The organism is Curtobacterium citri (assembly GCF_030362955.1).
Classification (GTDB): domain Bacteria; phylum Actinomycetota; class Actinomycetes; order Actinomycetales; family Microbacteriaceae; genus Curtobacterium; species Curtobacterium citri.
On sequence record NZ_JAUCML010000010.1, the window covers coordinates 18,755 to 36,866 of the forward strand.

General features: G+C 74.0%; 10 protein-coding genes. 1 reads left to right on the forward strand and 9 read right to left on the reverse strand.

Annotated elements, in window-relative coordinates; all coding sequences use genetic code 11:
* Window positions 1-144: 144 nt before the first annotated feature.
* The 8 genes from QUG92_RS13910 to QUG92_RS13945 form a co-directional block, all read right to left on the reverse strand.
* A complete protein-coding gene (locus QUG92_RS13910) occupies window positions 145-1,926 on the reverse strand; it encodes a sulfite reductase subunit alpha (RefSeq protein WP_289459488.1) in 1,782 nt (593 codons plus the stop codon).
* Window positions 1,923-7,490 (reverse strand): glutamate synthase-related protein, encoded by a 5,568-nt coding sequence (locus QUG92_RS13915; RefSeq protein WP_289459489.1) that lies wholly within the window; start codon window positions 7,488-7,490, stop codon window positions 1,923-1,925. Before QUG92_RS13915 ends, QUG92_RS13910 begins: the two co-directional genes overlap by 4 nt.
* Window positions 7,491-8,049: 559 nt before the next feature.
* Window positions 8,050-9,372, reverse strand: coding sequence for a glycosyltransferase (locus QUG92_RS13920; protein WP_289459490.1), 1,323 nt, complete (start codon window positions 9,370-9,372; stop codon window positions 8,050-8,052).
* Between the two features lie 124 nt (window positions 9,373-9,496).
* Window positions 9,497-9,796 carry a hypothetical protein gene (locus QUG92_RS13925; protein WP_182047301.1) on the reverse strand — a complete coding sequence of 100 codons (300 nt, stop codon included), beginning with the start codon at window positions 9,794-9,796 and terminating at the stop codon, window positions 9,497-9,499.
* Window positions 9,793-11,361, reverse strand: coding sequence for a sensor histidine kinase (locus QUG92_RS13930; RefSeq protein ID WP_289459492.1), 1,569 nt, complete (start codon window positions 11,359-11,361; stop codon window positions 9,793-9,795). The genes QUG92_RS13925 and QUG92_RS13930 overlap by 4 nt, the downstream gene beginning before the upstream one ends.
* Window positions 11,358-12,080, reverse strand: a complete 723-nt coding sequence (locus QUG92_RS13935; RefSeq protein ID WP_289459493.1) for a response regulator transcription factor — start codon at window positions 12,078-12,080, stop codon at window positions 11,358-11,360. The genes QUG92_RS13930 and QUG92_RS13935 overlap by 4 nt, the downstream gene beginning before the upstream one ends.
* Before the next feature lie 38 nt (window positions 12,081-12,118).
* Window positions 12,119-14,311, reverse strand: coding sequence for an ArnT family glycosyltransferase (locus QUG92_RS13940; RefSeq protein ID WP_289459495.1), 2,193 nt, complete (start codon window positions 14,309-14,311; stop codon window positions 12,119-12,121).
* 64 nt (window positions 14,312-14,375) lie between these two features.
* Window positions 14,376-16,238 carry a glycoside hydrolase family 2 protein gene (locus QUG92_RS13945; protein ID WP_289459497.1) on the reverse strand — a complete coding sequence of 621 codons (1,863 nt, stop codon included), beginning with the start codon at window positions 16,236-16,238 and terminating at the stop codon, window positions 14,376-14,378.
* A 52-nt stretch (window positions 16,239-16,290) separates the two neighbouring features.
* Here QUG92_RS13945 and QUG92_RS13950 point away from each other — a divergent pair, with 52 nt between their 5' ends.
* A complete protein-coding gene (locus tag QUG92_RS13950) occupies window positions 16,291-17,316 on the forward strand; it encodes a LacI family DNA-binding transcriptional regulator (protein ID WP_289459498.1) in 1,026 nt (341 codons plus the stop codon).
* Here QUG92_RS13950 and QUG92_RS13955 read toward each other — a convergent pair.
* Window positions 17,292-18,089, reverse strand: coding sequence for an HAD family hydrolase (locus QUG92_RS13955; RefSeq protein WP_289459501.1), 798 nt, complete (start codon window positions 18,087-18,089; stop codon window positions 17,292-17,294). The two genes, QUG92_RS13950 and QUG92_RS13955, sit on opposite strands and share 25 nt — an antisense overlap.
* Window positions 18,090-18,112 lie beyond the last annotated feature (23 nt).

An 18,112-nucleotide genomic window follows, 5' to 3' on the forward strand; every position in this document is an offset into this window, starting at 1 on the left:
GGGCGGCCGGGGCGCCCGTTCCTTCCCATCACGCGTGTGATGCCTGGTGAGATCGGGCGTACCTGACCGTTCGGGTCGATCAGGTACGCCCGTTCTGACCGGGTACGCCCGTCCTGACCGGGCAGGCCGGGACCCGCCGGCGCCTCAGTACACGTCGCGGACGTAGCGCCCGCCGCGCCGCAGGTCCGCCAGGTACGCCTGCGCGTCGTCGTCACCGCGCCCGCGCTGACCCGCGACCACGTCGAGCAGGGCCTGCTCGACGTCCTTCGCCATCCGGGAGGCGTCACCGCACACGTACACGGACGCCCCTTCCTCGAGCCACCGGTACAGCTCCGCGGCCTGCTCCCGCATCCGCGTCTGGACGTAGACCTTCTCGGCCTGGTCCCGCGAGAACGCCAGGTCGAGCCGGTCGAGCACGCCCGACTCGCGGAACGCCGTCAGCTCGTCCTCGTACACGAAGTCGGTCGCCCGGTGCTGGTCGCCGAAGAACAGCCAGTTGCGACCGGTCGCACCCGAGGCTGCCCGCTCGTGCAGGAACCCGCGGAACGGTGCGACGCCGGTGCCCGGGCCGATCATGACCATCGGCGCCGAGTCGTCCGCGGGGACCCCGAAGGCCGCGTTCGGCTGCAGGTACACGCCCACCTCGCCGTCGGCGCGCACGCGGTCGGCCAGGTACGTCGAGGCGACCCCGCCGTGCGTGCGTCGGGCGTCGCCGTACCGGACGCTCGCGATCGTCAGGTGGACCCGGTCCGGGTGCGCGAGCGGACTCGACGAGATCGAGTACTGCCGCGCCTGCAGGCCGCGGAGGTTCCGCAGCAGCTCGTCGAGCGACGGGGCGGCGTCGCCGGCGTCCCGCAGCAGGTCGAGGACGTCGCGGCCCCAGAGCCACCGGTCGAGCTCCTGCTTGTCGCCGTGGGCGACGACGGCCGCGAGCTCCGACGCGGGTGCCCGCTGCACGAGGTCGGCGACGAGGTCCTTCGACGGCGTCCGGATCTCCCGGTCCACGCGCAGGACCTCGGTCAGCGGCCGCCCGTCGAACAGCGCGGAGCCGTCGGCTCCGAGGTGCTCGAGCAGCCGGTCGACGAGCGCCGGGTCGTTGTGCGGCACGACCGCGAGGGCGTCACCGGCGGCGTACGTGATTCCGGAGTCGCCGAGGTCGAACTCGAGGTGCCGGATCTCCTTCGCGCTGCCCGGTGACGAGAGCAGGCGGTTCTCGACGAGCCGCGCCGGGTAGGGGTTGCGCTTGTTCCACTGTGCGCCCGGCCGGGAGGCACGGCTCACGCCCGCCCCGCCGGTCACGGTCGTGCCGGTGGTCGCGCCCGACCCCACGGGCGCTCCGGTCGCGCCCGCCTCGGCGGCCAGGCGGTCGAGGACGGCGGCGCTCCACAGCGCGGCCGGGTCCTCGTAGTCGACGTCGCAGTCGACGCGGTCGTGGACCCGTGTCGCGCCGAGCTGCTCGAGGCGCAGGTCGAGCAGCTTGCCCGCCTGGCAGAACTCGTCGTAGCTCGTGTCGCCGAGCCCGAGGACCGCGTACCGCAGGCCCTCGAGCCGCGGCACGGTCGTGGCCTGCAGGGCCTCCCAGAAGAGGCCGGCGTTGTCGGGCATCTCGCCCTCGCCGTACGTCGAGGTCACGACGAGCACGTGCGACATGCCCGCGAGCTCCTCCGGCGAGACGGCGTCGAGCGGGGTGGCCCGACCGCCGAGCCCGCGTGCCCGGGCGCCGGCGACGAGGTCCTCGGCGAGGAGCTCCGCGTTGCCCGTCTGGGTGCCGAAGAGCACGTCGACGGTCGTCGTCGGGGCGGGGGACGCTGAGCGCTTCCCCGCGGCGGCGATGCCCGCGAGGAACCCGGCGAGCCAGGACTCCTGCGCGGCGGAGAACGGTGCGTCGACCGGGATGAGCGACCCGGTGGGCGGCAGGTTCGTCATGCCGTCACCGCCTCGGCCGTCGCGGGCACGGCGCGGCGTGCGATGTCCTCGAGGGCCGCCGTCGCCAGGAGCTCGTCGAACCGGGCGGCACGTCGGCGGCCGTCGTTCTTGGCGTTCTGGTGCATGATCCACCCCGTGGTGCCGGGTGCGTCCGAGCTGCGGTTGTTCCGCTGCGCGAACGCCCGCTTGGCGTCGTCGAGCCGCTTGACGGCGATGAGGGTCGCGAGCTCGTCGTCGGCGAAGGCGTCGAGCGTGCCGCGGAGGTACTTCACGACGCGCTGCTTCACCTGGAAGTCCTCGGTCAGCACGAGGTTCCGCACCGCCTCGCCGAGCCGGGGGTCGCCCGCCGAGGCGCCGGGCACGCGCTCGCGTGCGACGTCCTGGGCGACGCCGAGCACCGTGTACGACGACAGCAGCGAGAACGTGTCCTCGCCCTGGTCGCCCAGCGCCGGGGCACGCCCGTCGAGCACGGTGCGGCGGTCGCGGTAGTCCGTCTTGAACGCGCGGAGCTTGTCCGTGGCGACGGAGGACGCGAGCTCGTCGAGGAGCTCGGAGCGGGTCGCCGCGGCGAGGATCGCGTCGGCGTCCTGGGTGAGCAGGAGCGCGCGCGGCATGCCGACGAACACGTGCTCGCGGGCCGTCTCCCACTCGGCGAGCAGGCGCGCGGCCAGTGCGGAGCCGGTGGCCTCCAGGTGCCACTCGAGCAGCAGCCGGGCGGCCGCCTCGTGGAACGCGCCGCGCTCGGTCTCGGTCACCGGGAACACCAGGAGCGAGTCGGTGCTCGCCCGGTCCACCACCTCGCCCGACGGGTCGTACTGGTACAGGAACCCGCCGGACATCCCGTTGCCGAGGCCCTTGCCGAAGCCGCCGAGGTTGAGCACCGCGCCGCCCGTCATGTACTCGCAGCCGAAGTCACCGAGGCCCTCGACGACCGCGCTCGCGCCGGAGTTGCGCACCGCGAACCGGTCGCCTGCCTCGCCCTCGACGAACGTGCGACCACCGGTCGCGCCGAACAGCGCGAAGTTGCCGACGAGGACGTTCCCGCCCCGCTCGGCGCTGCCGCCGCCGGGGGCACGGACGACGATGCGGCCGCCGGACTGGCTCTTGCCGACCCCGTCGTTCGCGGTGCCGGTGTGCTCGAGGGTGACGCCGTCGTTCGTGAAGACGCCGTAGGACTGTCCGGCGGACCCGCTCGTGCGGATCGTGACCGCGCCGTCGACCAGGCGTCGTCGACCCCGGTCGTCGGTGGCGATCGCCGGGTGTGCGGACAGGTCGACGCCGCGCAGCTCGTGGTTGAGGATCCGCTCGACGTCGATGCCGAGCTGCCCGCCGACCGACTTGTCCGCGTTGCCGAGGTGCACGCCGTCGACGACGAGCGTGTGCTCGTGGCCGTCGACGAGGGCGGCGCGGACCCGCTCGATCAGGGCGTCGTCGGTCCGGTAGTCCTTCTCGAGGTACTCCGGGTCGGTCACGACCTTCTCCGGCACCTGCGCGAGCAGGTTCCGGACGTCGAGCCGGCCGACGCTCGACGGGTGGTCGAGCAGCTGGAGCAGGTCGGTGCGGCCGCGTGCCTCGCGGAGGGAGTGCAGGCCCAGGCGCGCGAGGATCTGCCGGACGTCGTGCGCGATGTTGAGCAGGTACTGCGCGAGGGCACGGGGGTCGCCCTCGAAGGCCTCGGCGTTCGTGGTGAGGCCCGCCGGGCACTTCACGTTGCAGTTCTTCGCCATGACGCAGCCGAGCATCATGAGCGCGGTGGTGCCGAACTCGAACGAGTCGCCGCCGAGCAGCGCGCTCGTGACGACGTCGGAGCCGGTCTGGTGGGCGCCCGAGCAGCGGAGCGTGACCTTCTGCCGGAGGCCGTTCGCGACGAGGGCCTGGTGCACCTCGGCCACCCCGATCTCAGCGGAGCGGCCCGCGTACTTCAGGCTCGTGACCGCGGCGGCGCCGGTGCCACCGGTGTTGCCCGCGACGTTGATGACGTCGGCCCCGGCCTTCGCGACGCCGACCGCGATCGTGCCGATGCCCTCGGAGGACACGAGCTTCACGACGACCCGGACGCGGGCGGCCTTGCAGTCGTGGATGAGCTGCGCGAGGTCCTCGATCGAGTACGTGTCGTGGTGCGGCGGCGGGGAGATGAGCTCGACGCCCGGCGTGCCCCCGCGGGCCGCGGCGATGTCGACCGTCACCTTCGGCGCGGGCAGCTGGCCGCCCTCGCCGGGCTTGGCGCCCTGGCCGATCTTGATCTCGAGCTCCTCGAGCATCGGGTCGGCGAGGTAGCCCGCCCAGATGCCGAACCGGCCCGACGCGAACTGCTTGATGCGGGAGCCGCGGATCGTGCCGTAGCGGGAGTGGTGCTCGCCGCCCTCGCCGGAGTTCGACATGCCGCCGACCATGTTCGTGCCGTGCGCCACGGCCTCGTGCGCGGTGGCGACCAGGGCGCCGTGGCTCATCGCGCCGGACGCCAGGGTGCGGGTGATCTCGTGCGCGGGCTGGACCGCGTCGAGGTCGAGGCTCGCCGGGGCGCTGACGAGCAGGGTGAGCAGGGCGACGGCGGAGCCGGTGGCGCGGAGCGTCACCTGGTCGTCGTCGACGGCGTCGACGTCGACCTGGCCGGGGTGCAGCAGCGCGAGGCCGTCCGCGAGGGCCCGGTGACGCAGTGCACCGGTGGTCCCCGTCGACGTGAGCTCCAGGCGGAACCGCACCGGGCCTCCCGGCTGGTCGCCGTCGTCCGACGGACGCGAGCCGGACAGGCCGCGCACCGTGATGCTGGCGTTGCCGCTCGTCGAGAAGCGGCCGAGCTCCCGGGCGAAGTCCTCGGCCTCGTCGGTGCCCGTGACGTCGGCGGGCAGCGCGAGGACGTCGCGGAGTGCCGCGGGACGGCGCGAGCGCTCGTCGTGCGTGGTCTGCAGGAACGTGACGTAGCCCGGGGTGATGCGGTGCGCGTCGATCTCGGCGTCGCTCAGCCGGTCGTACCCGGTGTTCCGGTACGCGGTGTCGGTGATGCCGAAGGCGTCGTCGAGCTGCCCGAGGGTGAGCAGCCGCAGGGCCTCGGAGTCACCGGCGCGCTCGAAGGCCGGGCGCTCCTCGGTCATGCCGCCGAAGCCGCGGACGCTCGCGACGCCGAAGGAGTGGCCGGCGCCGTCGGAGCGCTCCTTGAACAGGCCGAGCAGCGGGACCTGCGCCTCGGTCTGCACGGAGCGGGCGCGCTCGTGCCACTCGGTCGCCGCCTGGGCGATGCGGGCGAATCCGACACCGCCGACCGGGGCCTGCATGTGCGGGAAGACCCGGGCGAACAGGTCGTCGCCGGTGTCGAGGTAGTTCGGCTCGAAGAACTCGCCGCCGATGTAGCTCTCCGCGGTGCACAGGCCGACGCGGCCCATCGTCTTGGCGAGGGCCTTCTCGGCGGCCTTGCGGAACCGTGCGAGCGCGAGGTCGGTCGCGGTGCGCTCGCCGGCGGGCGCGGCGTCGGCGGGGTACTGCTGCTCCGCGCGGAGCCGTGCCGACAGGCTGTACACGGCCGACGCCCCGAAGCCGAGGGCGGTCGCCACGTGGTGCGACGACGGCAGCTGGCCGGACTCCGCGACGATCGACAGCCGCAGGCGCAGTCCGGCCTCGATGAGCCGCTGGTTGACGGCGGCCACGGCGAGGATCACCGGCAGGGGCGCGTGCGTCGAGGACACCGCGCGGTCGGTCAGCACCGCGATGCCGCCGGTGGTGCGGGCGAAGGCCTCGACGGCGTCGCACAGGGCCGTGACCGCCGAGCGGACGGCGTCGGCGTTCGCGTGCTCGTCGTCGGGGACGGGCACGTAGAGCATGTCGAAGCGCTCGAGCGGGACGACGGTCTGGTCGCGCAGGCGCACCATGTCGAGGTGCCCGAGCACGGGGGACTGCACGACGATCTGGCGGGTCGGCGTGGTCGCCGCGTCCCCACCGTGCGCCTCGAGCTTGGCGCCGAGTGCCACACGCATCGACATGCCGTCCGCCTCGCGGATCGAGTCGAGCGGCGGGTTCGTCACCTGGGCGAAGCGCTGCGAGAAGTACTTCGCCATGCCGCCCTCGGTGTCGCTCAGGGCGTTGATCGCGGTGCCGTAGCCCATCGCCGAGATGCGCTCGGAGCCGTTCGCGAGCATCGGGTCGAGCATGAACCGGAAGCTCTCCTGGTTCAGCGAGTACGCCACGTACCGGCCGGCGAGGGACAGGTCGCCGTCGTAGCCGAGGGTGTCCGTGCCCCGCTCGTACGCCGGGGCGGGCAGGGCGTCGAGCTCCACGCGGGCGGCGTCGAGCAGCGCGCCGTACGGCCGGCGTGCGGCCAGGGCCTCGAGTGCCTCGCGGGTGCGCAGGACCGAGCCCGTGCGGTGGTCGACGACGAGCATGCCGCCGGCTTCGATGCGGCCGCGGTGCACGACCTCGTCCGGCGCGAAGGTCACCTGGCCGGACTCCGACGCCACCATGAGGTACTCGGCCGTCTGCGTCGTGCGCAGGGGCCGCAGCCCCAGTCGGTCCAGGCGGGCGCCGACGACGTCGCCGTCGCTGAAGATCACGGCGGCGGGCCCGTCGTTCTTCTCCTCGTAGAGCGAGTGGTACTCGAGCATGTCGCGCACGGCCGGCGTGAGCGTGCGGTCGTTCTCCCACGCGGGCGGCATGAGGGTGACGACGGCCTCGACGATGTCCAGCCCGTCGTCGAACACGCGGCTCTGCAGGGTCTGGTCGAGTCGGCTGGAGTCCGACTGCCCGGGCGGTCGGACGATGCTCCGCGTGCGGGCACGGGCCGAGGCCTCGTCGGACAGGCGGTTCTTGCGGTCCGTGTTGAGCTCGCCGTTGTGCGCCATCAGGCGGAACGGCTGCGCCATCGTCGGGTGCGGCTCGGTGTTCGTCGAGAACCGGGTGTGGAAGTAGAGCGTGCGGACGGAGTGCCGCGGGTCACGGAGGTCGGTGAAGTACCCGATCACCTCGCCGGAGTTGAGCCGGCCCTTGAGGACCTGCGTCCGGGCGCTGAGCGAGAGCGGGTACAGGGCGGCGTGCGGGGCGCGCTCCTCGGTGGCGCGGGTGTACGAGGCGGCCTCGACCGCCAGCAGGGCGCGGTTCGCCGCGGCGTCGACCTCCGTGCGGGTCCAGTGCTCGGGGGCCCGGAACACCCACTGCACGATCGGCAGCTGGTACTGCTCGGCCTCGGGACGCGCGACCGAGTGGTCGACCGGGACGTCACGGACGAGCAGGAGCACGAGGCCCTCGTGCTCGATCGCCGCCGTCACGACCCGCTCGGCGTCGGCGCGCTCGTCGGCGTCCGACGGCACGAAGCAGTTCGCGACCCCGAAGTGTCCGGCGCGCAGGGTCTCGCCGGTGATCGCGCTGAAGAACTCCACCGACAGGTCGATGCTCACGCCCGCGCCGTCGCCGACGCCCTCGGCGGACTTGCCGCCGCGGTGGGGGATGGCGCAGAGCGCCTCGTCGCCGCGCACGATCACGTCGTGGGAGGCGGTGCCGTCGAGGCGCGTGATGAAGCCGACGCCGCAGTCGCTCGACTCGCGGGCAGGGTCGTGGAGACCGAAGGAGGAGGGGTTCACGGGCGGATCCAGTGGTGCGGTGCAGGCTGCGGACGGCCAGGGCTGCATCGGTGGAGCGCTCGCCGCGGGCAGACCGGTGGTGGCAGTCGTGGCCCGGTGGGGGTGGTGCGGTGAGCCGATGCTACGGCTTGGTATACCGCGCGTGCAACAGACCGGCCGGACGGGAGGCGCGTGGCGGCCCGGTCACGCGCCTCCCGTCCGGCGGGGGCGGTGGCGCTCAGGCCGGCCGGCGGCGATGTGCATCGACGGTTCCGTCTGCTCACGAACAACCACGAGCACGTTGCGCTGCGGAACCCCGTGGCGCGGGGTGCTTCCGGTTGCGCGGGCGCCGCGCCTGGCGCCGCGGGCGCCGCGGGCGCCGCGCCTGGCGCCGGGCGCTCTTCCGCGCAGCGCATCGCCGGGCTGGCGACACGGTGCTCCGCCGGTTCTGTCTGCTCCAGAACAAGCGAAGGCAGCTCGTGCCGCGGAATCGCCTGGTGCGGGGTGCTTTCAGTTGTGCAGAACGCGGGCGTCGGCGGGCGTGACGCCCGTGGGCGTGACGCCCGCCGGCCCGAGCGGCTCAGGCCGCAGGCTCGTCGATCCGCCGGTCCTCCGATTCGTCGACGTGCCGGGGCCCCGACTCGGACGCCGCGGCGGTCGCGCTCGGACCGGCAGCGCCCGCGACCGGCGCGGGGGTGTCGCCCGGACGTACGAGCACGGGACGCCGACGCGTGCGGAACACCCACGCCTTGAACAGGACGAACCGCACGCCCGTCGCCACGAGGTTCGCCGCGGTGAGCACCAGGACCTCGGCGCCGTGCGACGCCCCCGGCGTGGTCGCGTGGAGCAGGACGAGCGATCCGGAGGTGATCGCCCAGGCGATGCCGAAGACGACCAGCCCCTGCACGTGGTGGCGTCCCGCGCCGGCACGACCCCGCACGCCGAACGTGAAGCGACGGTTGAGGGCGGTGTTCCCGATCGCCGTGACGAGCAGCGCGAGGAAGTCCGCGGTCTGCGCACCGACCGCCGGCCGGAACAGGGCGTAGAGCAGGGCGAACGCCACGGTCGACAGGACGCCGATCGCCCCGAAGCGCAGCAGCTGCCCGAGGATCCCGACGTGCGGCGTCGTGAACGGGCGGCGGCCGATCGCGTCGTACACCGGGGCGATCGGGATCCGGCCGGTCGCCAGCCCGCGGGAGACGCGCCACATGCCCTTGAGGTCCTCGGTCGCGGTGGACGCGATGTGCACCGAGGAGTCGACGTCGTCCACCCAGTCGACCGGTACCTCGTGGATGCGGAGTCCGGCGTGCTCGGCGAGCACGAGGAGCTCGGTGTCGAAGAACCAGGCGTCGTCCTCGCACAGGGGGAGCAGGTGGTCGGCGGTCTCGCGCGTGACGGCCTTGAAGCCGCACTGCGCGTCGGAGAACGAGACGCCCATCGTGCTGCGGAGGAGCAGGTTGTACGAGCGGGAGATGAACTCGCGCTTGCCGCCACGGACCACCCGCGAGGACCCCGCGAGCCGGGTGCCGATCGCCACGTCGGAGTGCCCGGAGAGCAGGGGTGCGACGAGGGGCTCGAGTGCGGCGAGGTCCGTGGACAGGTCCTCGTCGACGTAGACGAGCACCCGGGCGGGGGAGTCGTTCCACACCGCCTTGAGCGCCCGCCCCCGACCCTTGCGCGCCAGGTGCACGGCGTGGACCTCGGGCAGCATGGCCGCGAGGTCGTCGGCGATCCGGGCGGTGTCGTCGGTGGAGGCGTTGTCGGCGATGGTGATCCGCCACGAGTGCTGCAACGACTCGCTGCAGAAGCGGTGCAGTCGCCGGACGTGGGCGGCGAGCGTGTCCTGTTCGTCGTGGCAGGGCACGACGATGTCGATGTCGAGGGTCTGGTCCGCGTGCGTCATGCCGATCAGGTTCGGCAGCGCCCCGATGCGCCCCGCAGCAGCAGCCTGTGGTGGCCCTAAGAAGCGCGTCGTCCTTCTGCGGTTCGACGCCGAGGCCGATGCCGACGCCGACGCCGACGAGCGGTCAGTCGCCGAGCAGGACCTGGACGACGGCGATGACGGCGAGGGCGGCGATCGGCACCCCCGCGATCCACAGACCGGCACGGAGCTGCGTCCGCCGGATGGTCGGGACCGCGTGCGACGCCTGCGCGAACCGCGTCGCCGCCACGAGTTCGGGTGCGGCCGCCGGCGGTTCGGGCTCGGGCTGGGGGCGGTCGTCCTCGAACGCGGGGACCTCGACCACCAGGTCCTCGGGCCGCGCCCGTTCCGGCAGGTGTCCGTACCGCTGGGCTCCGGCCCCCGGTGCCCCGTCTCGCTGCGTCATCGCGTCCCCCGTCCGTCGGTGACCGCAGCGTACCCGTCAGCCCGTCCGGGGGCCGCCGGCAGGTCCACCGTGAACGCCGTGCGCCCGGGCTCCGACGCCACCCGGACCGTCCCGCCGTGGGCCGCGGCGACCGCGCGGACGATCGCCAGCCCGAGACCGCTCGTCCCGTGCTCCCGCGAGCGCGAGGCGGTCCCCCGGGTGAACCGGTCGAAGAGCGTGGGCAGGACGTCCGCCTCGATCGGCGGTCCGTCGTTCGCCACGACGAGGCGCACGAGCGCTCCGTCGTCGCCCGGCACCTCCTGCAGCGAGACGACGACCGTCGTCCCCGCCGGGGTGTGCGTCCGGGCGTTGGCGAGCAGGTTCGTCACGACCCGGCGCACCTGCACCGTGTCACCGGACACCTCGAGCGGGTGGTCGTCCGCGATCTGCAGGACCCAGCGGTGGTCGGGAGCGGTCGTCCGGGCGTCGACGGTCGCCTCGACGACGAGCGCCGTCAGGTCGACGTCCTCGCGGACCGGTGCCGGACCCGAGGCGAGCGCGGTGGCGTCGAGCCGGGCGAGCAGGAGGAGCTCCTCGACGAGGTCGCCCATCCGGACCGCCGCGGTGCCGATGCGCTCCGCGTTCCGGTGCAGGTCGTCGACGTCGTCCGACGACCGGGAGAGGTCGGCGTAGGCGCGGACCGTGGCGATCGGCGTCCGGAGCTCGTGCGACGCGTCGGCGACGAAGGTGCGCATGCCCCGTTCGGCGTCACGACGGACGGTGAGGGCACGGGTGACGTGTCCGAGCAGCCGGTTCAGGGCGGTGCCGACCTGGCCGACCTCGCGGTTCGCCCGCAGGTCCGCGGGTGCGACGCGGACCGGGATGTCGGGGTCCCCGCGTTCGAGGTCGAGCGCGGTGACGTCGGACGCCACGGCCGCGACCCGTTCGAGCGGCCGGAGCGACCGACGGACCGTGAGCGCGAGCACCCACGTCGCGAGCACGAGCCCGAGCAGGGTGACGCCGCCGACGAGCACGACGAGCCGGACGATCGAGGCCTGCAGGTCACCGAGCGGCAGCGCCGTCACGAACACGTCCCCGCCGCGGGTGACGGCCTGCGCACGGTAGGTCCCGAGCGCGCCGAGCGTGATCGTCGCGGGGTCCGCGTCGGGGGTCACGTCGGCGAGCACGGCACGCTGCGACGCGGTCAGCCGGTGCTGTTCGCCGGCGCTGTCGGTGTACCCGGCGAGGACGGCGTCCCCGTCGCGCAGGATCGCCACGACGGTGTCGGCTGCCTGCCCGGGCGCCCCGATGAAGCGGTTCTCCGGGTCCTGGGATCCGGAGGAGCCGGGCGGTGGCCCCGAGGGCACCCCTCCCGGATCGTCGCCCCCCGGCGTCCGTCCGGCGGCGGTCGCGAGCTCCGCGTCGAGGCGGCCGACCAGGTACCCGCGGTACGCGACCACGGTCACCGCGCCGACGACGACGTTCGTCGCGACGAGCAGCAGCGCGACCGCGGCGACGACCCGCCACCGCAGGGATGGGACACGACCCGGCCGGGAGGCGCGGCTCGCCGCTCCGGGACCGCTCACGGCACCGGCCGCAGCACGTACCCGGCCCCGCGGACGGTCTGCAGCATCGGCTCGCGTCCGACGTCGAGCTTCTTCCGCAGGTAGGACACGTACATGTCGACGAGGTTCGAGGCGGCGCCGAAGTCCATGCCCCAGACGTTGGCCAGCAGCTGGTCGCGGGAGAGCACGCGGTTCTGGTTGCGGGCGAGGTGTCGGAGGAGTTCGTACTCGGTCGGGGTCAGGTCGAGCGGTTCGCCGCCGCGGGTGGCCGTGCGGGCGTCCTCGTCGACGGTCAGGTCACCGACGACGAGTCCGACCGAGCCGCCGTGCAGCGCCACCCGCGCGGTGGTCCGAGCGAGGATCCGCGCCCGGACGAGCAGCTCCTCGATGCCGAACGGCTTCGTCAGGTAGTCGTCCCCGCCGCCCGTGAGCCCGGCGAGCCGGTCCTCGGGAGCGTCCCGCGCGGTGAGGAACAGGACCCGGACGTCGTCGCGGGCATCACGGAGCCGGTCGAGCACCTCGAAGCCGTCGATGTCCGGCAGCATCACGTCGAGCACGACCACGTCGGGCTGGAACTCGCGCGCCGCGAACAGCACGTCCCGCCCGCGGTGCACGGCCCGCACGGCCCACCCGTCGCCCGCGAACGCGAGGGCGACGGCCTCGGCGAGCGCGTGCTCGTCGTCGACGACGAGGACACGGGCGGGCGTGCCGTCGGCGCGCAGGAGCGGTCGGTCCGACATGCCCCGGAGCCTAGCTGCCGCCGTGTCCTCGTCGCCGGTCACTCCGACGCGCCCAGGTCGTAGACGGTCTGGCCGCCGACGGTCGTCGACTCGTAGTTCGCGGCGACCCACTCCTGGATGGCACTCGCGGTGGAGGACCCTCCGCGCATGCCGCCGCCGGAACCGGAGGAGACGTAGTAGCCGACGTCGCCGGCCGCGACCCAGGCCTGGAACTCGGCGAGCGTCGGCGCGGGGTCGCTCGACCAGCCGCCGATGGCCATCACGGCGGTGTCGGTGTCGAGCTCGAGCTGCGCGGCGGACTGCGAGCCGTTCACCGCGGCGGACCACTTCGCGTCCGAGGCGGCGAGCAGCTTCGTCAGCGCGGAGGAGGTGGTCGCGCCGCCCGTGCCGCCGGTCGGGAGGCTCGTCCCCGACCCGTCCGAGGAGGTCGCGCCGTCGGGCACCGCGGGCACCTCGCCGGTCGCGCCCTCCGGTGCGGTGCCGGTCGGCGGCTGGCCGCCGCTGCCCTGACCCTGTTCGGTGCCGTCCTGCTCGGTGCTGTCCTGCTGCGTGCCCTGCGTGCCCTGCGGGCCGCCGCCCGGGAACCCGCCGTCTCCGGAGCCGCCGGCCGACCCGCCGGGGCCGGTCGTGCCTCCCGGCTGGCCGCCGCCACCAGGGAACCCGCCCGTCCCGCCGGAGCCGCTGCCCGCCGGACCGACGCTCGGGATCGACCCGGAGTGCGCGACGGTCGTCGTGGCGAGGGCGTAGGCCGTCGTGCCGGTCAGCCCGAACAGCGTGCCGGCGAGGACACCGATGGTGACGAGCTTCCGGAGAGTGGGGACACTGCCGACGACGATCGCCGCGGCGGACAGCAGACCACCGACGAGCACCACCCAGCGCAGCCACGGCAGCCACGACGCGTTCTCGTTCAGCAGGCACCAGCTCCAGAAGGCCGTCGCGCCGATCATGGCCGCGAGGCCGAGGCGCCCCGTCATGCGCTCGCGGGCGTGCCAGAGGAGGGCGCCACCGGTGCCGACCAGGCCGGCGATCGCCGGGGCGAGCGCCACGGTGTAGTACGGGTGGATCGTGCCGGACATGTACGAGAAGACCAGTCCGGTGACGAGCAGCCAGCCGCCCCAGAGCACCAGGCCGGCGCGGGCGGGGTCGGCGAGGTGCCGCCGGCCGACGACCACCAGGCCGAGCACGAGCGCGACGAGTGCCGCGGGCAGGAGCCACGAGATCTCGAGGCCCATCTCGGACGAGAACAGCCTGTTCAGCCCGGTGGAGCCGCCGAAGGACGAGCCCGCGGTGCCGCCGCCCGTGCCGCCGCCACCGCCGCCGTTGCCCGAGCCGCCGAAGATCCGGCCGAGGCCGTTGTAGCCGAACACCAGGTCGAGGACCGTGTTGTCGGTCGAACCACCGATGTACGGGCGTGACTCCGCGGGCCAGAGCGCCACGGCGAGGACCCACCACCCGGCTGCCACGACGAGCGACACTGCGGCGATGCCGAGGCCGATCGCGCGCCTGCCCCAGGTCGTGCGGGCGGCGAAGAGGTACACGAGGCCGAAGGCCGGCAGGACGAGCAGGCCCTGGAGCATCTTCGTCAGGAACGCGAAGCCGAGGGCGACACCGGCGAGGGCGATCCACCGCCAGCTGCCCTTCGGCAGTGCCCGGACCGTGCAGTACGCGCCCGCGGTCATGAGCAGGACGAGCAGCGCGTCCGGGTTGTCGAACCGGAACATGAGCGCCGCCGCCGGGGTCGCCGCGACGATGAAGCCGGCGAGCAGCGCACCGACGTTCGCGGTCGTGGCTCCGAGGCGGGCGAGCGTCCGTCGGACGGTGCCCCACACGAGCGCGACCGAGGCGACGGCCATCAGCGCCTGGGGGAGCAGCAGGCTGGACGACGAGAACCCGAACAGCCGAGCCGACAGCACCATCACCCAGAGCGACGCCGGGGGCTTGTCGACGGTGATGAAGTTCGACGAGTCGAGCGAGCCGAAGAAGAACGCCTCCCACGACTTCGTGCCGGCCTGCACGGCGGCGGCGTAGAAGGTGTTGGCGTACCCGGAGACGCTGAGGTCCCAGAGGTACACGACGGCGGTGACGACGAGGAGCAGCCAGAACGCCGGGCGGAGCCAACGGGCGTCGGTCCGCTCACCGAGGAAGAGCCGGGGAAGGGCTCGGCGACGCGTTGGCGCTCCCGTGTGCGCTCGGTCGCGACGGTCGGTCACGGGGATCGGGTACGTGGTCATGACGCTGAGCATCGCCGTCCCCGGTCGACCGTTCCGATGGACCGCCTCGGAGCTTCCTAAGACGTCAGCGGCCGGTCACCGCCCGGCGGATCTGCTCGATCGGGACCTTCGGGGTCCGGTCCGCGTGGAGCAGGCCGTTCGTCTCCTGCATCGTGTCCGTCAGCTGCGTCCAGCACGACCCTGCCAGGAACGTGCTCGCCCGCACCCCGTCGTAGAGCGCCGTGATCCGCGCGACCCAGTCGTCCCCGTCGACCGCCGCCGTGTAGCCCCAGCCCTCGGTGCGCCGGCCGGCGGCCTGGTACCGGACGCCGCCGAACTCGGTGAGCATCACCGGCTGGCCGCGGTCGACGGCACCACCGACGAACTGGGGGTGTCCGGACGGGGCGAGGCCCTCGAGCGCGCGGGTGCGTGCCGCGTCGTCGCGGTAGGTGTCCGCGAGCACGGCGCCGTCGCCCTCGTAGTCGTGGATCGTCACGACGTCGGTGTCCTGCTGCTCCCAGCCGTCGTTCCCGATCACCGGCCGGGACGGGTCGAGGGCCCGGGTGAGGTCGACGAGCGCCCGCGCGTAGGCCTGCTGGGCGGGGTCCGAGACGACGTGCTGGATGCCCCACGACTCGTTGAACGGGACCCAGGTGACGATCGACGGGTGCGAGGCGTCCCGCTCGACGGCGGCGGTCCACTCCGCGGTGAGTCGACGCACGGCCGTGGGGGAGAACTCGTACGCCGCGGGGGCCTCGCCCCAGACCATGAGGCCGAGGCGGTCGGCCCAGTAGAGGAACCGCGGGTCCTCGATCTTCTGGTGCATGCGCGCGGCGTTGAAGCCGAGGGCCTTGATGAGCTCGACCTCCTGCCGGTGTGCGAGCGGGTGCGGTGCGGCCAGGTGCGACTCCGGCCAGAAGGCCTGGTCGAGCACGCTGCGCACCGGGTACGGCTGCCGGTTGAGCAGGAACCGGCCACCGCCGACGCCGACGCTGCGCATGCCGAGGTAGCTGGCGACGACGTCGAGCACGGCGCCGGACCCGTCCACCAGGGTGAGGACCGCGTCGACGAGCCGCGGGGTCTCCGGCGACCACGTCAGCTCGTCCTCGGCCTGGCCGTTGCGCTGCCGTGCGACCGGCACGATGACCTCGAGGGTCGGACGGCTGGCGGTGGCGTCCCACTCGGTCGTGCCGAGGTCCTCGTCGCGCTCGTCGAAACGGAGGGCGACCCGGAGCCGGGCACCGGCGGGCACCCGGCCGCGGAAGCGGACCGACAGCGCCGTCGACGCGGGGGAGGCCGGGGTCCACCGGAGTGCGTCGATCGCGGTGGTGGGCACGGCCTCCAGCCAGACCGGCTGCCAGATGCCCGTCGTCCGGCGGTACCAGATCGCGTGTGCCTCCTCGTGCCAGTCCTGCTTGCCGCGGGGCTGCGTGACGTCGTCGGGGTCGTCCTCGGCGCGGACGACCAGCACGTGGCCGGCCCCGTCGGGGGTCTCGGCGAGCAGGGCCGTGACGTCGAACGTGAAGGGAGTGTGCCCGCCCTCGTGCTCGCCGACGAACCGGCCGTCGATCCAGACCCTGGCACGGTGGTCGACCGCGCCGAAGTGCAGCAGGACGCGGGGTCGGTCGGCGCCGTGGCCGGCCCGCACGAGGTCGTCGTGGCCGATCGTCCGGCTGTACCAGACGACCGGGTGGAACCCGGGGTCCCCGATGCCGGACGCCGCCGACTCGGGCGGGAAGGGCACGGTGATGGTGCGCGGCGACGGCACCCCGGCGGCCCACCCGGCATCAGCCCCGGCGTCCTCGTCGTCGTGCCGGAACGACCAGGGCCCGCTGAGGTCGACCCAGTCGCGGCGGACCACCTGCGGCCGGGGGTACCGGCCGTCCTGCCGGCTGGCGAGGGGGACGGCGGCGACGTCGGCGGAGGACGCGGGGGCGACGATGCTCATGCTCCGGCAATTTACAGCGCTGTAAACAGATCGTCAACGCTACGGTGGGCGCGTGGGCCGGGTCACGCTGCAGGACGTCGCGGAGCACGCCGGCGTCTCGATGAAGACCGTGTCGAACGTCGTCCGTGGCTACCGGCACGTCAGCGACGCCATGCGGGCCCGGGTGCAGACGTCGGTCGACGCGCTCGGCTACCGACCGAACGTGACGGGGCGGAGCCTGGCCACCGGCCGCACGAACATGCTCGCGTTCGCGTTCCCCGACCTGCGTCGGCCGTACTTCGCCGAGCTCGCGCACGTCTTCTCGGAGGTGTGCGCGGCGCGGGGCTACCAGCTGCTGCTCGAGGAGACCGCCGGGGCGCCGGGCGGCGAGCTGTCCGCCGTCCGGGGGCGCGAGGCGGGGGTCGTCGACGGGGTCGTCATCCACCCGCAGGTGCTCACGCCCACCGAGATCGACCACGCACGGGGCGACACCGCGGTCGTGTTCCTCGGCGAGGACGTCCGGCCGGACGGCGCGGACCTCGTCGCGATCGACAACGTGCGGGCCGCGGCCGAGGCCGTCGCGCACCTCGCGGCCCTCGGGCGGCGCCGGATCGGGTTCCTCGGCCACGAGGTGGGCGAACAGTCACGCACCTCGGCCTTCCGGACGGAGGGGTACCGCGACGGCCTCTCCGCGGTCGGGCTGCCCGTCGACCCGTCGCTCATGGTCGCGCGTGCGGTCGGTGACGCCCGCGGGGCGGAGGAGGCCTTCGGCCGTGCCCTCGACGACGGACTCCGGATCGACGGGCTGCTCTGCCGCGACGACCTCGCCGCCGTCGGGGCCCTGCGGGCGATGCGCCTGCGGGGGCTCGAGGCGCCGCGCGACGTGGCGGTGGTCGGGTGGGACGCCATCGGGCTGGCCGCCAGCCTGGTGCCGAGCCTGACCTCGGTCGCGCCGGACACGGTCGCGCTCGCCGAGGCCGCGCTCGACCGGCTGCAGGAGCGCATCGAGGGACGCCCGGGCGAGGGACGGGCGGTGACGGTCGGCCACCGGCTGCTGGTGGGGGAGAGCGCGCCCTACCCGGACGGCTCGGTCGACTGATCCCCGCGGACCGTCGTCGGGCCGCCGTGCCGGGACGACGCCTCCGGGGCCTCCCGTCGGACCCGGCGTCGGGCCTCCCGGATGCTCGCGCGCTGCAGTCGCACCGTCGGCCAACCCGCCGCCCGCGCGTGCGCGGCGAGCCCCTGGTCCGGGTTGACGACCACGGGGTTCCCGACGAGGGACAGCAGGGGGATGTCGTGGCGGGAGTCCGAGTACGCCCAGCAGTGCGCGGGGTCCGCGCCGGTCCGGGCCAGGAGCGCACGCGCGGCGACCGCCTTGTGCTCCCCGTGCAGGAACGCCCCGTCGAGGCGGCCCGTGTAGGCGCCGTCCTCCACCTCGAACACGCTGCCCAGGGCGCCGGTCAGCCCGAGGCTGCGTGCGATCACCTCGGCCAGGAACGTCGGTGTCGCCGTGACGAGCCACACCTGGTGGCCCTTCGCGAGGTGCTCGCGGGCGAGGGCAGCGGTCTCGGGCCACACGGACGGCTCGGTGTGGCGGGCCCAGACGTCGTCGGACAGCGCCGCCATGTCGGCGACCGTGATGCCGGTGATCACCTCGAGTCCACGGGTCTGCGCGGCGGCCAGGTGCCGGTCGTTCTCGCCGCGGACCTTGAAGCGGGCGTGCTTCCAGCCGGCGCTGACGATGTCGCGCAGGGTGATGAGGCGGGCGGCGCGGAGTCCGCGCACGAGGTGGAACGCGCTCGCACCGTGGACGAGGGTGTTGTCCACGTCGAAGAACGCGAGGACCGGGGTGTCCGCCTGCTCGTCCGCCACCGGACCAGGGTAGGCGACGGGGC

Bases quoted from the DNA above. Each gene is read 5' to 3' on its own strand.
- QUG92_RS13910 (WP_289459488.1), bottom strand. From the start codon at position 1,926: ATGACGAACCTGCCGCCCACCGGGTCGCTCATCCCGGTCGACGCACCG.
- QUG92_RS13920 (WP_289459490.1), bottom strand. From the start codon at position 9,372: ATGACGCACGCGGACCAGACCCTCGACATCGACATCGTCGTGCCCTGC.
- QUG92_RS13925 (WP_182047301.1), bottom strand. From the start codon at position 9,796: ATGACGCAGCGAGACGGGGCACCGGGGGCCGGAGCCCAGCGGTACGGA.
- QUG92_RS13940 (WP_289459495.1), bottom strand. From the start codon at position 14,311: ATGACCACGTACCCGATCCCCGTGACCGACCGTCGCGACCGAGCGCAC.
- QUG92_RS13945 (WP_289459497.1), bottom strand. From the start codon at position 16,238: ATGAGCATCGTCGCCCCCGCGTCCTCCGCCGACGTCGCCGCCGTCCCC.
- QUG92_RS13935 (WP_289459493.1), bottom strand. From the start codon at position 12,080: ATGTCGGACCGACCGCTCCTGCGCGCCGACGGCACGCCCGCCCGTGTC.